This is a genomic window from Enterobacter sp. H2G27 (assembly GCF_054403075.1).
Window position 1 is genome coordinate 1,103,839 of record NZ_JBSVSI010000001.1, and the last position, 14,757, is coordinate 1,118,595.

Annotated in this window: 12 protein-coding genes; 3 read left to right on the forward strand and 9 right to left on the reverse strand. The window is 57.8% G+C overall.

Translation table 11 applies throughout. The features are described 5' to 3' along the window. Positions 1-87: 87 nt before the first annotated feature. On the forward strand, positions 88-498 hold the full coding sequence (locus ACW9E7_RS05205) for a YbhQ family protein (RefSeq protein WP_023334980.1): 411 nt from the start codon (positions 88-90) through the stop codon (positions 496-498). Here ACW9E7_RS05205 and ACW9E7_RS05210 read toward each other — a convergent pair. From ACW9E7_RS05210 to cecR, 5 genes are read right to left on the reverse strand one after another with little or no spacing between them, the layout of a single operon-like run. Further along, positions 460-1,566, reverse strand: a complete 1,107-nt coding sequence (locus ACW9E7_RS05210; protein WP_039261395.1) for an ABC transporter permease — start codon at positions 1,564-1,566, stop codon at positions 460-462. The genes ACW9E7_RS05205 and ACW9E7_RS05210 overlap by 39 nt on opposite strands. Before the next feature lie 9 nt (positions 1,567-1,575). Then, positions 1,576-2,709 (reverse strand): ABC transporter permease, encoded by a 1,134-nt coding sequence (locus ACW9E7_RS05215; RefSeq protein WP_458727352.1) that lies wholly within the window; start codon positions 2,707-2,709, stop codon positions 1,576-1,578. Then, positions 2,699-4,438, reverse strand: a complete 1,740-nt coding sequence (locus ACW9E7_RS05220) for an ATP-binding cassette domain-containing protein (protein WP_458727353.1) — start codon at positions 4,436-4,438, stop codon at positions 2,699-2,701. The genes ACW9E7_RS05215 and ACW9E7_RS05220 overlap by 11 nt, the downstream gene beginning before the upstream one ends. Further along, positions 4,431-5,426: a secretion protein HlyD gene (gene hlyD, locus ACW9E7_RS05225; RefSeq protein WP_458727354.1), complete on the reverse strand. Its 996-nt coding sequence runs from the start codon at positions 5,424-5,426 to the stop codon at positions 4,431-4,433. Before hlyD ends, ACW9E7_RS05220 begins: the two co-directional genes overlap by 8 nt. After that, positions 5,423-6,100 (reverse strand): transcriptional regulator CecR, encoded by a 678-nt coding sequence (cecR, locus tag ACW9E7_RS05230; RefSeq protein WP_115874548.1) that lies wholly within the window; start codon positions 6,098-6,100, stop codon positions 5,423-5,425. Before cecR ends, hlyD begins: the two co-directional genes overlap by 4 nt. Positions 6,101-6,305: 205 nt before the next feature. Here cecR and rhlE point away from each other — a divergent pair, with 205 nt between their 5' ends. Continuing rightward, positions 6,306-7,685 (forward strand): ATP-dependent RNA helicase RhlE, encoded by a 1,380-nt coding sequence (gene rhlE / locus ACW9E7_RS05235; protein ID WP_133294033.1) that lies wholly within the window; start codon positions 6,306-6,308, stop codon positions 7,683-7,685. Positions 7,686-7,781: 96 nt separating this feature from the next. Further along, on the forward strand, positions 7,782-9,959 hold the full coding sequence (gene dinG / locus ACW9E7_RS05240) for an ATP-dependent DNA helicase DinG (RefSeq protein ID WP_133294034.1): 2,178 nt from the start codon (positions 7,782-7,784) through the stop codon (positions 9,957-9,959). On the opposite strand, the gene ACW9E7_RS05245 is transcribed toward dinG, so the two are convergent. Genes ACW9E7_RS05245 through ACW9E7_RS05260 form a run of 4 tightly spaced genes read right to left on the reverse strand, consistent with a single transcriptional unit; the run spans position 9,946 to position 14,701 of the window. Further along, positions 9,946-10,449 carry a fimbrial protein gene (locus ACW9E7_RS05245; protein ID WP_133294035.1) on the reverse strand — a complete coding sequence of 168 codons (504 nt, stop codon included), beginning with the start codon at positions 10,447-10,449 and terminating at the stop codon, positions 9,946-9,948. The genes dinG and ACW9E7_RS05245 overlap by 14 nt on opposite strands. Continuing rightward, positions 10,446-11,438 (reverse strand): fimbrial protein, encoded by a 993-nt coding sequence (locus ACW9E7_RS05250; protein WP_458728369.1) that lies wholly within the window; start codon positions 11,436-11,438, stop codon positions 10,446-10,448. The genes ACW9E7_RS05245 and ACW9E7_RS05250 overlap by 4 nt, the downstream gene beginning before the upstream one ends. A gap of 20 nt (positions 11,439-11,458) precedes the next feature. Further along, positions 11,459-14,002: a fimbria/pilus outer membrane usher protein gene (locus ACW9E7_RS05255; protein ID WP_458727355.1), complete on the reverse strand. Its 2,544-nt coding sequence runs from the start codon at positions 14,000-14,002 to the stop codon at positions 11,459-11,461. Between the two features lie 24 nt (positions 14,003-14,026). Further along, entirely contained in the window at positions 14,027-14,701 is a 675-nt protein-coding gene (locus ACW9E7_RS05260) for a fimbrial biogenesis chaperone (protein WP_320739404.1), read from the reverse strand. Positions 14,702-14,757 lie beyond the last annotated feature (56 nt).

The following is a 14,757-nucleotide window of genomic DNA, read 5'->3' on the forward strand; positions in this document are numbered from 1 at the left end:
GCGTCACAAAAAGATGCGGCGTTACGGAATTTTCCGTAAAGTGCGGTAGTCTGATTAAGCAGAGAAAAATCCTTCAGGAGAGAAGCCATGAAGTGGCAACAACGTGTTCGTGTCGCAACTGGCCTGAGTTGCTGGCAGATAATGTTGCATTTACTGGTCGTGGCCGTACTGGTGATGGGCTGGATGAGCGGCACGCTGGTGCGCGTTGGCCTGGGGCTATGCGTCCTTTACGGCGTCACCGTGCTGTCGATGCTGTTCTTACAGCGCCACCATGAAGCGCGCTGGCGCGAGGTGGGTGACGTGCTCGAAGAGCTCACCACCACCTGGTACTTTGGTGCGGCGATGATTGTTCTGTGGCTGCTGTCACGCGTGCTGCAAAACAACCTGCTGCTGGCCCTGGCGGGTCTGGCTATCCTCGCAGGGCCTGCGGTGGTCTCGTTGCTGACCAAAGAGAAAAAGCTACGCGATGTTGCGTCTAAACATCGCGTACGCCACTGAGCCCGTCGTGGCCGCTATGACCAGTAGTGGCCACAAACTTCCCCAGACGATATCCAGACTCGCATCCTTCAGATAGATTTGCTTGGTGATGTCCGTAAAGTGTCGAATCGGATTTACCCACGTCAGATCCTGTAGCCATACCGGCATGTTCTCGACGGGAGAAACATAGCCCGAGAGCAAAATCGCGGGCATCATAAAGACGAATACCCCGATAAACGCCTGCTGCTGCGTCGAGCAGAGCGCCGAGATCAGCAGCCCAAACCCCACCAGCGACAGCCCGTAAATCACCATCGTGAAGTAAAACAGCGCCAGCGAACCTGCGAACGGGATCTGATAGGCCCAAATACCGACTCCCAGCACGATGGTGGCCTGGAACGTCGCGACGATCAGCGCCGGCACCGCTTTGCCGACGAAAATTTGCCAGGTGGCGAGCGGGGAGACCAGCAGCTGATCCAGCGTGCCCTGTTCACGCTCGCGGGCGACGGAGAGAGAGGTCACAATCATCACCCCGATGGTGGTGATCATGGCGATTAGCGACGGCACCACGAACCACTTGTAGTCCAGATTCGGGTTATACCAGTTGCGCACCACCAGCTCGCTGTTGTTGGGCTTCGGTTTGCCGTCCATCAGCTCCTGCTGGTAATCCTTCACCACCTGCTGCAGATAGTTGGCGGCTATCTGGGCGCTGTTGGAGTTACGCCCGTCGAGGATCAGCTGCATCGGCGCGGTCTGGAAGGTATCCAGATTACGGGAAAAATCCGCCGGGAACCGCACCAGCAGCAGCGCTTTTTGCGTGTCGATGGTGGGCTGGATCTCCTGCGGGCTTTTCAGCAGCAGGATGTGGGTAAAGGCTTTCGCACGCGCAAAGCGCTGCGTTAGCTCGACGGAGTGTTTGCCGTTGTCTTCGTTGTAAATGGCAATGGTGGCGTTGGTCACCTCCAGCGTGGCGGCAAACGGGAACAGTAATACCTGGATCAGCACCGGCAAGACCAGAATGGCGCGGGTTTGCGGCTCGCGCAGCAGGGATTGCAGCTCTTTGCGTATTAACGTCCATAAACGGTGAAACATGCGCGCTCCTTAATCTAACCGCCGTTTGGTTTTCATCCACGTCAAACCGATAAACATCACCGCCGACGCCATTAAAAACAGCGTGTTGATAATCAGCACTACCGGAATATTCCCCGCCAGGAACAGGCTTTGCAGCGTGCTCACGAAGTAGCGCGCCGGGATAATGTAGGTCACGGCGCGGATGACGGCAGGCATACTGTCTATCTGGAAGATAAACCCTGAGAGCATTATTGACGGCAGAAAAGCGGCGTTCAGCGCCACCTGCGCGGCGTTAAACTGGTTGCGGGTGATGGTGGAGATGAGTAACCCCATGCCAAGCGTGCTGAGTAAAAACAGGCTGGTGATAAAGAACAGCACGACCAGCGAGCCGCGATACGGCACGCCGAGGATAAAGACGGACACCAGCATACAGAGCAGCATCGCCAGCATGCCGAGGAAGTAGTAGGGAATAAGCTTGCACAGCAGCAGCTCGACGCGCGTCACTTCGGTTGAAAGCAGCGCCTCCATGGTGCCGCGCTCCCACTCGCGGGCGATCACCAGCGAGGTTAGGATCGCGCCAATCACCGTCATGATAATCGTCACCGCGCCCGGAATAATAAAGTGCTGGCTGATGGCGGCGGGGTTAAACCAGTAGCGGGTCTGTACGTCGATCAGCGGTTTAAATTCTTCACCCCGATCTTCCGCCCGCTGCATTTGCCACAGCTGCCAGATCCCCTCCGCGTAGCCCTGCACGAAGTTCGCGGTGTTTGGCTCGCTGCCGTCGGTAATCACTTGGATCGGCGCATCGGTATTTGCCCGCGCCATGTTGGCGGCAAAATTCACCGGAATGACGATCAGACCGCGAATCTTCCCGGCCTGCATCTTCTGGATCAGTTCCTGACGATTGTCGCTGATGGTGGCGTCAATGTAGGGCGAACCGGTCATGGCGTGGGTAAAGTCCAGCGCCTCTTTGCTCTGCTGCTCCAGCAAAATCCCGACCCGCAGCTTGCTGGAATCCAGGTTAATGCCGTAGCCAAAGATAAACAGCAGCAGCAGGGGGATCACTACCGCAATCAGCCAGCTGCTGGGGTCACGCACGATCTGCCGCGTCTCTTTAACGCACAGCGCGCGCACCCGGCGCCAGGAAATGGCCTTACTGCGCATGGGCATTCTCCTTATCCCAGTCGTGGATGAGGGTGATAAACGCCTGCTCCATGGTCGGGTCCGGTACCGCATCGTCGGCGGCCTGGTTTTTCAGGTCGTCCGGCGTGCCGTGGGCAATCAGCTTGCCGCGATACACCAGCCCGATGCGGTCGCAGTACTCCGCCTCGTCCATGAAGTGGGTGGTCACCATCACGGTCACGCCTTTTTCCACCATGCTGTTGATATGCAGCCAAAACTCGCGGCGGGTAATGGGATCAACGCCAGACGTGGGTTCATCCAGAAACAGAATATCCGGCTCGTGCATCAGCGAGCAGGCCAGCGCCAGCCGCTGCTTAAAGCCGAGCGGCAGCTCGTCGGTGGCGTGTGAAGCAATGTTCGTTAACCCGAAGGCATCGCTCATGCGGCGGATTTTGTCGTTCTGCGCCCGCCCGCGCAGGCCATACACGCCGGAGAAAAAGCGCAGATTCTGCTCGACCGTCAGGTTGCCATACAGGGAAAACTTCTGCGCCATGTAGCCCAGGTGCTGGCGCGCCTTGCCGGAGCTGACCTTCAGGTCCATATCCAGCACCAGCGCCTTGCCGGACGTCGGCACCAGCAGGCCACACATCATCTTAAAGGTGGTCGATTTTCCCGCGCCGTTAGGCCCGAGCAGGCCAAAAATCTCACCGCGCTTCACGGCAAAATTCACGTTGTCGGTGGCGGCGAAATCCCCGAACTTTTTGGTGAGGGATTTGGCTTCGATCACCGTTTCGCCCGGCGTGCCTTCCACCGTGTGCAGAATCGCCCCAAGCGGCGATTCTGACGTGCCCGCGCCGCCCAGCAGGTCGATAAACGCGTCCTCAAAGCGCGGCGCGGTCTCTTCCATCTCAATCGTCGGCATGCCGGGCGCATGGCGAATATCGTCGACTGTGACCTCTTTTTTGAGGATCACCCGTACCGAGCGGCCCTGAATCATCCCGTCGCTGACCTGCGGCAGTTTGAGAACCCGCTGCAGCAGCCTGCGGTTGGACTCCTGCGGGCTGTGCAGCAGAAAGCTGCGCCCGGCCATGCTCTGCGTCAGCGTCGTCGGCTCGCCCTGATAAAGCAGTTCGCCTTCGTTCATCAGCAGTACGTCACGGCACTGCTCCGCTTCGTCGAGGTAGGAGGTGCTCCAGAGGATCAGCATCCCGTCGCCCGCCAGCTCGTGCACCATCTGCCACAGTTCTCGTCGCGAAATCGGGTCCACGCCAACGCCGGGCTCGTCCAGCAGCAGCACCTTTGGCTCGCCGACCAGCGTGCAGGCCAGCCCCAGCTTCTGCTTCATCCCACCGGACAGCTTGCCCGCCAGCCGGTCTGTGAACGGGCCGAGGGAGGTGAACGCCAGCAGGCGGGCGAAGGTCTTCTGTCGGGCTTCGCCGGTTACGCTGCGCAGGTCGGCGTACAGGTTCAGGTTTTCCATCACCGTCAGGTCTTCATACAGGCCAAACTTCTGCGGCATATAGCCGAGCATGGCGTGAAGGGCTCCGTCATCCTCGATCGGGTCAAGACCGAGCACGCTGGCGCTTCCTTCATCCGGCTTCAGCAGCCCGGCCAGCATCCGCATCAGCGTAGTTTTCCCCGCGCCGTCCGGGCCGACCAGCCCGGTCACATAGCCTTTCTGGATAGTGCAGTTCAGCGGCGCGACGGCCGGTTTGTCCATTCCCGCGAAGCGTTTAACCAGATTATTGAGCTGAATAACCGCGTCATTCATGTCGTTCCCCGTTGTCTACTTTTACGGTGACGGGCATGCCCTGACGCAGCGCGTCGTCCGCATCGGTCACGATGATGCGCAGGCGATACACGAGGTCGGTACGCAGGTCCGGTGTTTCAACGGTTTTCGGCGTGAATTCGGCGGTAGGGGAGACAAAGCCCACTTTGCCGTGATACGGCTTGTCCGGGCGGCCATCGGTATAGAGCAGCAGCTCGCGGCCCGGCTGCATCTGGCCAAGGTTTGGCTCATCAACGTAGGCGCGGACCCACACCGGGCGGGTCAGGGAGAGCGTTAAGACGGTGCTGCCCGCGCTGAGCATGCTGCCCGGCTCCACGGCGCGGGTCATCAGCATGCCGTCAGACGGCGCGATCAAGGTGGTGTCGTGCAGATCAAGCTCTGCCTGGGCCAGCTGCGCCTGCGCCTGTTCAAGGCTGGCCTTCGCCTGGGCGATATCCTGCGGGCGGTTACCGGTGTGGTACTGGCTTAATTTATCCTGCGCGGACTTCAGCGTTGCCTGCGCCTGGTCGCGGGACGAGCGTGCATTTTCCAGATCGTTGGCGGAAATAGTGCGGCTTTTCCACAGCCCCTGCTGGCGCGCGTAGAAGTTCTGCGCGTAGTCATAGGCGGCTTGCGCCTGCTTAACGGCGGCGGCGGCCTGGGCGATCTCTTCGTCGCGATAGCCAGCCAGCATCAGGTCATACTGCGCCTGGGCGACGGACACGCCCGCTTTGGCCTGCAGCAGCGCATTTTCATAGGGCGCTTTATCCAGCATCCCCAGCGTCTGCCCGCTTTTAATGGCATCGCCTTCGTCCACGCTCAGCGAGGCGAGACGACCGCCTACGCGGAAGCTCATGTTCACCGTGCGAATATCCACGTTACCGTACAGCGTCAGGCCTTTATCCTGATGGCCTTGATACCACAGCCATCCACCGACGCCTGCGGCAAGCAAAACAACGACCACCAGAACGATGGCGACAGGTTTTTTCATGACTTCGGGCTCCTTTGCGTTAAGCCTTGCAGGATCAGATCGAGATGACAGGCGATGACCTGGCTAATCTGCGCGGCTTTATCCTCATCAAATTGTGTCCAGCCGGTGCGTAACAGGATGGTTTCCCTGCCCAGACGGAAGGCCAGAATTTCACCCAGCAGGGCGTGGGTATGCAAAATTGTCTCGGTATCACTGGCGTCCCGCCCGGTATAGGCGGCGATCAGCCGGGTCAGGTGGGTATGCATCGGAGCAATGACCCGATCGTGTACCCGCTGGTAGGCGGCAGTGGGGGAGAGCTGCTCGCGGGAGATAAACTTGCTCAGGTTGAGCGTATCGTCGTGCGTCAGCAGGCGGATCATGTTGTTACAGGCATTGAGGATCAGCTGGCGGATGGCCTCGCGATCGGGCGACGGCTGGCCGAGCAGCGCGGTGGCTTCCTCTACGTGTGGGTGAAACTGCGTGCCGATAAAATCGGCAATCCACTCGGCGCAGGCGAGATATAAATCTTCTTTTGAGCCAAAATAGTAGGTAATCGCCGCAATGTTCTGCCCGGCCAGCGCGGCGATATCGCGCGTGGTTGCATGCAGGCCGTACTCACCAAACTGCGCCAGCGCGGCGGCGATAAGCTGGTTTTTGGCCTGTTCACCTTTGGTTGTTGTGGGTGTCGTATTCATGGCGGCATTAAGAATTAATCAATCGATTGATTAAGATTATGCCTGATTCCCGCTAACGTCGAGGGAATGCGGAGGGATATTTTATGCGCCACGTCACAAAAGCTGCTACACTCCGCTCCTTCGCGACATTGTGGTTTTTGTCCTCTCAATTGTTATATCTCCCTGAAAACTACACCTGTGATGGTCGGGGCGGTTCGGAGTTTTTATGTCTTTTGATTCCCTTGGCCTGAACCCGGAAATTCTGCGCGCGATCGCAGAGCAGGGCTACGTTGAGCCAACCCCAATCCAGCAGCAGGCGATCCCCGCCGTTCTTCAGGGACGTGACCTGATGGCCAGCGCCCAGACCGGCACCGGTAAAACCGCGGGCTTTACCCTGCCGCTGTTAGAGCTGCTGGTAAAAAATCAGCCGCACGCCAAAGGCCGTCGTCCGGTTCGTGCCCTGATCCTCACCCCAACCCGCGAGCTGGCCGCGCAGATTGGCGAGAACGTGCGTGACTATAGCCGCTATCTCAACATTCGCTCGCTGGTGGTTTTCGGTGGCGTCAGCATCAACCCGCAGATGATGAAGCTGCGCGGCGGCGTGGACGTGCTGATAGCAACGCCGGGCCGTCTGCTTGACCTCGAACACCAGAACGCGGTGAAGCTCGATAGCATTGAAATTCTGGTGCTGGACGAAGCCGACCGCATGCTCGACATGGGCTTCATCCATGATATTCGTCGCGTGCTGGCCAAGCTGCCTGCACGTCGTCAGAACCTGCTCTTCTCTGCGACCTTCTCCGACGAGATCAAGGCGCTGGCGGAAAAGCTGCTGCATAACCCGCTGGAAGTGGAAGTGGCGCGCCGCAACACCGCCTCCGAGCAGGTGACGCAGCACGTTCACTTTGTGGATAAAAAGCGCAAGCGGGAACTGCTCTCCCAGATGATAGGCCAGGGTAACTGGCAGCAGGTGCTGGTCTTTACCCGCACCAAGCACGGTGCCAACCACCTGGCTGAACAGCTGAACAAAGACGGCATCCGCAGTGCGGCGATCCACGGTAACAAGAGCCAGGGCGCGCGGACCCGTGCGCTGGCGGACTTCAAGTCCGGCGACATCCGCGTGCTGGTGGCCACCGACATCGCTGCCCGTGGCCTCGACATTGAAGAGCTGCCGCACGTGGTGAACTACGAGCTGCCAAACGTGCCGGAAGATTACGTGCACCGTATCGGCCGTACCGGCCGTGCGGCGGCCACCGGTGAAGCGCTCTCTCTGGTTTGCGTGGACGAGCACAAGCTGCTGCGCGACATCGAGCGCCTCCTGAAGAAAGAGATCCCGCGCATCGAAACCCCGGGCTATGAAGTGGACCCGTCAATCAAAGCCGAGCCGATTCAGAACGGTCGTCAGGGCGGTCGCGGTCAGGGCGGCGGCGGTCGCGGCCAGCAGCCGCGTCGTGCCGAAGGTGGCGCGCCGAAGTCATCCGGCAAACCGCCGCGTCGTAGCAACGACGGCAAACCGGCCGGCGAAAACCCGTGGCGCAGCGGCGAAGGCAAGCCGGCAGGGGAAGGGCAGCGTCGACGCCGCCCGCGTAAACCTGCTAACCCGCAGTAATATGGAAGCCCGGTCGTAAAGCCGGGCTTTTCTTTTGCGGCAGAGAAGAGAAAGTGCCACAATAGTGGCTGTTTATACAGTGTTTCAGGTTTTCCGATGGCTTTAACCGCTGCGCTGAAAGCGCAAATTGGCGCATGGTATAAGGCGCTACAACAGCAGATCCCCGACTTTATCCCCCGAGCGCCGCAGCGGCAGATGATTGCCGACGTGGCAAAAACGCTCGCCGGGGACGACGGGCGACATCTGGCGATTGAAGCCCCGACCGGCGTCGGGAAAACCCTGTCGTATCTCATTCCCGGCATCGCGATTGCGCGGGAAGAGGACAAAACGCTGGTGGTCAGCACCGCCAACGTGGCCTTGCAGGACCAGATCTTTAGTAAAGATTTACCGCTGCTGCGCAAAATCATCCCCGACCTGCGGTTTACGGCCGCCTTCGGCCGCGGGCGCTACGTCTGCCCGCGTAACCTGGCAGGGCTTGCCAGCAGCGAGGCGTCGCAACAGGATTTGTTGGCGTTCCTCGACGACGATCTCACGCCAAACAACAAAGCCGAGCAGGAGCTCTGCGCAACGCTGAAAGGCGATCTTGATGGCTATAAGTGGGACGGCCTGCGCGATCACACCGATAAAGCCATCAGCGACGATCTGTGGCGCAGGCTCAGCACCGACAAAGCCAGCTGTCTGAACCGCAACTGTCACTACTACCGCGAATGCCCGTTCTTCGTCGCGCGGCGCGAAATTCAGGAAGCCGAAGTGGTGGTGGCTAACCACGCCCTGGTGATGGCGGCGCTGGAGAGCGAAGCGGTGCTGCCGGAGCCGAAAAACCTGCTGCTGGTGCTCGACGAAGGACACCATCTGCCCGACGTGGCGCGCGACGCGCTGGAGATGAGCGCGGAAATTACCGCGCCCTGGTTCCGCCTGCAGCTGGATCTCTTCTGCAAGCTTGTCGCCACCTGCATGGAGCAGTTCCGCCCGAAAACCACGCCGCCGCTGGCGGTACCGGAGCGTCTGAGCGACCACTGTGAAGAGGTTTACAGCCTTATCTCGTCGCTGAACAACATCCTGAATCTTTATCTTCCGGCAACCCAGGAGGCCGAACATCGCTTTGCCATGGGCGAACTGCCGGACGAGGTGATGGAGATCTGCCAGCAGCTGGCGAAGCATCTGGAAAAGCTGCGCGGGCTGGCGGAGATGTTCCTGAACGATCTCAGCGAGAAAACCGGCACCCATGACGTTGTTCGCCTTCACCGTATCCTTCTGCAAATGAACCGTGCGCTGGGGATGTTCGAAGCGCAGAGCAAGCTCTGGCGGCTGGCCTCGATGGCGCAGGCGTCGGGCGCGCCGGTCACCAAATGGGCCACCCGTGAAGTGCGAGACGGCCAGGTGCATCTCTTTTTCCACTGCGTGGGCATCCGCGTGGCCGATCAGCTGGAAAAGCTCATCTGGCGCAGCGTACCGCACGTGGTGGTCACCTCCGCCACGCTGCGCTCCCTGAACAGTTTTTCTCGTTTGCAGGAAATGAGCGGGCTTAAAGAGAAAGCGGGCGATCGTTTTGTCGCGCTGGACTCGCCGTTTAACCACTGCGAGCAGGGGAAGCTGGTGATCCCGCGCATGAATTACGAGCCGCTCATCGACAACGAAGAGCAGCACATTGCGGAAATGGCGGCCTACTTCCGTGAACAGGTTGAGAGCAGGAAATACCCCGGCATGCTGGTGCTGTTTGCCAGCGGACGCGCGATGCAGCGCTTCCTCGAACACGTCACCGATCTGCGTTTATTGCTGCTGGTGCAGGGCGATCAGCCGCGCTACCGGCTGGTGGAAACGCACCGCAAACGCATTGATAACGGCGAGCGCAGCGTGCTGGTCGGATTACAGTCCTTCGCGGAAGGTCTGGATTTGAAGGGCGATTACCTGACGCAGGTGCATATACATAAAATCGCCTTCCCGCCTATCGATAGCCCGGTGGTGATCACCGAAGGGGAGTGGCTGAAAAGCCTCAATCGCTATCCGTTTGAGGTGCAAAGCTTACCTGCGGCGTCGTTTAACCTCATTCAGCAGGTCGGTCGCTTGATTCGAAGCCACGGCTGCTGGGGAGAGGTGGTGATTTATGATAAACGCCTGCTCACCAAAAATTACGGCCAACGGCTACTGAACGCGCTGCCGATCTTCCCGATCGAACAGCCAGAGGTGCCCGAGGTAAAAAAACGCCCGGCAAAACCAGCCGCCGGGCGCAAGAAAAGCATCCGTGCTAAGGGGCGCGGTCCTACTGGTAAATGAAGGTCACCTGCACCACGCTGCTGAACGTTCCTGCCGTGACCGGCAATGAGGTGGCGTAATAGCGGGCGGCCAGCGGGAAATCCGCCGTGTGATTGTTCTGGTTGATCAGCACGCTGAAGCTGGCGTCCGGGGCAAGCGAGATCTGGTCCTGCGGGTCGGCAAGCTCCAGCGCCAGTCCTTTCGCGGTTCCGGTGCTGGCGAATTTAGTCGGATGAAGGCTGTCTGGCTGACCGTGAAAGGTGGCCGTGGCCAGCACGGAAGTGGTTGGGCATTTCGACAGGGTTAAGTCGAATGATTTCCATTGTCCGGTATCGCCCACATCCTTAAAATCGCCGGTATTCGCTTTGCCCAGATTGACCGTCAGGTTCTGGCTGGCGCTGTCCACCTGGCAGGCGTTGGCATAAATGTTTCCGCGAACATCGAGTTGAATTTCTTCCGCCAGGCTCTGGCTGGCCACTCCAAGCAGTAAAAGGGTTAATAACGTTTTCATTTGTAGGCTACCGTAATGGTTGCGACGGCATTCGCCGTTCCGGGCGTCACCTCCGAACTGGTTTGTTCGTAAGAGACGCTGAAGGGATATTGCGACTGGATATTGGCATAGGCGGTAAAGGTATTCATATATTGCCCGAAAACAGGTATCTGGCCGTTAAAGAGCATTTTCACCCCCACGCCGGTGGCGACGCCGCTTTCCGGCGTTAATTTGATCACGCCGGGAAAATTCGTTTCATAGCCATTAGCGCTGGTGATCATCATTTCCGGCTGTACATCCCGATCGCAGAGCATGCCGATATTGAATACCGACTGGGAGACCAGTGTTCCCGGACCGGTAAAACGGCTTACCGGAAAATCACCCAGCGTGACGGTCAGGGATTTAGGTGACACCGAACAGGTCACTGCTTTTACCTGAACATTGCCTGAGTAAGAGACGGTATTAGGGTCACCCAGGGCCTCAACGCGTCCCACTGCAAGGTTGAATTGCGTATTGCTCATTGTCAGTGCGCCCGAAGCCACGGTTTCGCTGGTTTTTACCAGTTCCAGCATCACGTCAAAGCTAAAGGGGATGGTAGAGTCGCTGTTTATCGTACCGGAGACCTGACCTACGGGCATGTTCGCCGAACAAATCTGGTCCGCTGCGCCGGTCACGCGCTGTCCTTTATCATTTCTTAGCGAGATGCCGATACCAGCAACGCCTGTTTCATAGACGCCAGGGAGCCCGGGGATCTCTTTGCCGAAGCCGTTGTAGCACGCGATGATTGGCTGACCCGCATCCGGCGCGTAGTAACAGTTTCCCGATATGTGCACGGTGCGTTCAGTTCCCGGAATGGTCGAACCTACGGGCAGGCTGGTGGAGACTGAAATCGACGTTAATGATAGTAGCGCGGGCAGGCTCGGCGATTGGCAAGAAGCTTTCGCATGCGGCATAAAGAGTGCCGCCGTCGCCAGAACTAAAAGTAAGAAAAATGATCTTGCTATCTGCATCATGATCGGTCCGGTGTTAATCAGTGACACTGCGCCGCAGCGTTAATAATGTTGGTGTTATCTTTCTCTTGCATCAGGGCGTAATCGGCGACGCAATGCTCGCTCCCCTCCTTGCCCCAGGAAACGAAAAGGCGTCCGTGCTGCGGCAGTCCGGTGAGATACACCACGCCGTCGTTACCGACGATAAATTCACTGCTCTTATCTTCCGTGGTAACCGTTGCGCCGAAGGGTAGCGGTTTGTCTTTCCAGGCCAGCGTCATTAAGACGCGGTTGCCCACGCGTGTATCGAAGCTGGCACGAACTATCGCGCCGCGTGTTGGTGTAACCGTCTGCGAGGTGTGCGTCACGTCGGCATCTTCTGGCAGTGTCTCCGTGTCCAGCGAAATTGGGGTGTGACGCCACGGAGTGACAAACGGCACCAGCGTATAGCCGCGATAGTCCGTTTCCACGCCCGTCTGGTTGGCAACGTGTGTGCCATGCGTGCCCGGCGCTTTAATCAGCACCACGGTTTCTCCCAGGGTCTGACCGAAGGTGATGCCGTCAGAGTGGGCGACAATGCCGCCCTGGATCCCGGCGTTCACGGTGTGCTGATGGCTGTCCTGGCTTACGCCGCCGTGCACTTCACCGTAGGTGCCTTTGTAATCCGCATTCATACTGGTGGCGGTGTTGTTATTGGCGCTGTCCAGCCCCTGCTGCACGTTCCAGCTCAGCTTGTCTCCCTCCAGCGCGGTACCATTCAGCCCCAGGTTGTGGGTGGTGCCGTCTTTACTGTTGTTCAGGCTGTAGTTTGCCCAGGTGTTAGGCAGCCAGCGGTCGAGTGGAACCGACACGTTGAGGCCGATTTGTCGGTCATAGCTGATGGATTTACCGTCCTCGTCCGTGTCGTTGCTGTTTTTATTGACGCTGTAGCTCAGGCTATAGCTCACGCCGTGCCAGCTGTTGTTGTAGTTAACGCTCAGGGAGGTCATATCCTGACTCTGGCTCCAGTAACGCTCTTTCACCAGGCTTAGCGTCACCGAACCCCACTTGTCGCCCAGGGTCTGGTCGATGGTGGCCTCCGCCCGCGAGCGGCGCTGCTGTGGAGCGGACCAGTCGTTTGCACTGGTCCAGGACTCCATGGTGTCCTGCAGGGTATAAAACCCTTTGCTGTTGTAGCGATAACCCGCCAGCGAAAAGTTAGTGCCGGTCGCGGTAAAATTTTTGCTGTAGCGCAGACGAAGGGATTGTCCTTTGCTGGTTTTGCGCTTTTTCAGTAACGCTTTGGCGCGGGTAACGTCCAGGGAGAACGCTCCGAGATCGCCAAAGTTTTTCCCTGCACCGAGCGCGGCGGAGTGGTAATGCGAACTTTGTTGCGTACCGCCGTAAACGGTGACGCCGTGTGACAGGCCATAGATGGCGCTGCCCTGGGCGAAAGGGGTCTTCTCAACCTCTTTATCGTATGAACGGTAGCGCCCCGCAGCGACGCTGTACTTCAGGTGTTTTTCCCGCTGCAGCACCGGCACGGAGGCAAACGGCACCACGAAATGACTCTCGCTGCCGTCGGTCTCTTTTACCGTGACGTTCAGATCGCCGCTGCTGCCGGTAGGGTAGAGATCGTTAATCTCAAACGCGCCCGGGGCGACGGTGTTTTGGTAGATAACGTAGCCATTCTGGCGAACCACCACCTGGGCGTTACTGTGCGCCGTACCGCGTACCACCGGGGCATACCCGCGCTCGCTGTCCGGCAGCATGTCGCTTTCGGTAGCCAGCTGTGCGCCAGTGTAAGAGACACTGTCGAAAACGTCGGCCTGGGTGCTGCTCTGTCCCACGGTCAGCTCGCTCTTCAGCCCCACGATATCGCGCTGGGCATAGGTGTAGACCGTGTTCAGCTTGCCGTCGTCCTGACCGCCATCCGAATTGTGGTTCCAGGTAATGTAATTACGCACGCGCCAGGCACCAATGTTAAAACCGGGGCGCAGGTTAATAAACTGGCTGCTGTTGTCCGCTTCTCCTTGTTGGCGAGCGCGGCTTTGGCTGGCGTTAACGCTATAGTTCAGGATGCCCGCGGTGATCCCTTCGTCATACTCTTTTGGGTCGATGTAGCCGCGAGGCACCTGGCCCAGAGCCGACTGGGGAATACTCAGCAGTAGTTGCTGGTTTTTAATGCGGAAAGTTGCCGAGGCCGAAGGAATGGCGCTGAGGTCCGCGCATTCCCCTTTTGCCGCCAGCGTTGGATAATCTTTGGTCTTGATGCCCAGACGCGTTAATTCATCCAGACTCAGGCAAGGCTGCAGGGAATCTTCTCCCTGAGCATCTTTTTGTAATGTAAAAAGGACGTCACGGGTGTCGATTTTATTGTTATTGACGAACACCGTGACCTGATATTTACCTGGCGCCTGACCGGGACCTTTTTCATAAACAGAGAGATCGGTCTTTGCCTGCTCTGGATTATCAATATCCAGCAGGGCAGGGTTAAAATAATCATCAGCGTGGGCCTGCAGCGCGCAGCATGTCACCGCTATTCCACAAAAAGTGGGCAGCATTTCACGCAGTCGACGTAATAGCGGCTTATTTGTGCTGTACATGATTATTCAGGCGTCAACAGAGTATTAACGAACGGATGCAGACCAGGTTTTACTGATGCTTCCGTAATCGGTAATGACCGACCAGCTTACGGTGTTACCGCGCATATTTACCGGAAGAGCAAAGCGGGTAGAGGTATTTGGCACAGCCCAGGTCGCTTTTGCCACTTTTTGGCCGTTCAGCGTAACGCTCTGGAAATTCATATAGAAAGGCGTGGGATTGTTTACCACCAGATCATTGCCTTCGCGGTGCCATTCCAGTTTGTCAGCAACTGCTTCGGGTTTACCTTTAATCGATGCAGGGCGATACAGCAATTTAATACGGGTATTAATGGCTATTTGTAATGTATTAATGCCCTCTTCATGGCTTGAAGAAGGAATGGCTTTAATATTTAACCAGTACAACGACTCGCGGTCTTCTGGCATATTTCCGCCGGTGCGCACTACACGCAACACGTTATCTTCTTTAGCGTTCAGACGGAACAGCGGTGGAGTAATCAGAAATGGCGCTTTACCGCCTTTTTTCAAACCGGTATCCACCCAGGACTGTACCAGATAGTTAATCTCATCCGGATTGGAAATCCCAATCGAAGACTCTTTTTTCTCTCCCTGATAAACCAGTCGAGTGCCATTAATAATCACACCTGCATGGGCTGTTACTGCGGTCAGTAAAAGTGCGCTTAATAAATAACTGTGTCGCATAAATCTGTCTCAATGAAAGAGGAAATATTAGCCTTCGCGTGAAGACGAATATCTCC

Bases quoted from the DNA above. Each gene is read 5' to 3' on its own strand.
- ACW9E7_RS05255 (WP_458727355.1), bottom strand. From the start codon at position 14,002: ATGTACAGCACAAATAAGCCGCTATTACGTCGACTGCGTGAAATGCTG.
- ACW9E7_RS05260 (WP_320739404.1), bottom strand. From the start codon at position 14,701: ATGCGACACAGTTATTTATTAAGCGCACTTTTACTGACCGCAGTAACA.
- ACW9E7_RS05215 (WP_458727352.1), bottom strand. From the start codon at position 2,709: ATGCGCAGTAAGGCCATTTCCTGGCGCCGGGTGCGCGCGCTGTGCGTT.
- hlyD (WP_458727354.1), bottom strand. From the start codon at position 5,426: ATGAAAAAACCTGTCGCCATCGTTCTGGTGGTCGTTGTTTTGCTTGCC.
- ACW9E7_RS05205 (WP_023334980.1), top strand. From the start codon at position 88: ATGAAGTGGCAACAACGTGTTCGTGTCGCAACTGGCCTGAGTTGCTGG.
- rhlE (WP_133294033.1), top strand. From the start codon at position 6,306: ATGTCTTTTGATTCCCTTGGCCTGAACCCGGAAATTCTGCGCGCGATC.
- ACW9E7_RS05210 (WP_039261395.1), bottom strand. From the start codon at position 1,566: ATGTTTCACCGTTTATGGACGTTAATACGCAAAGAGCTGCAATCCCTG.
- dinG (WP_133294034.1), top strand. From the start codon at position 7,782: ATGGCTTTAACCGCTGCGCTGAAAGCGCAAATTGGCGCATGGTATAAG.
- ACW9E7_RS05250 (WP_458728369.1), bottom strand. From the start codon at position 11,438: ATGCAGATAGCAAGATCATTTTTCTTACTTTTAGTTCTGGCGACGGCG.
- cecR (WP_115874548.1), bottom strand. From the start codon at position 6,100: ATGAATACGACACCCACAACAACCAAAGGTGAACAGGCCAAAAACCAG.
- ACW9E7_RS05245 (WP_133294035.1), bottom strand. From the start codon at position 10,449: ATGAAAACGTTATTAACCCTTTTACTGCTTGGAGTGGCCAGCCAGAGC.
- ACW9E7_RS05220 (WP_458727353.1), bottom strand. From the start codon at position 4,438: ATGAATGACGCGGTTATTCAGCTCAATAATCTGGTTAAACGCTTCGCG.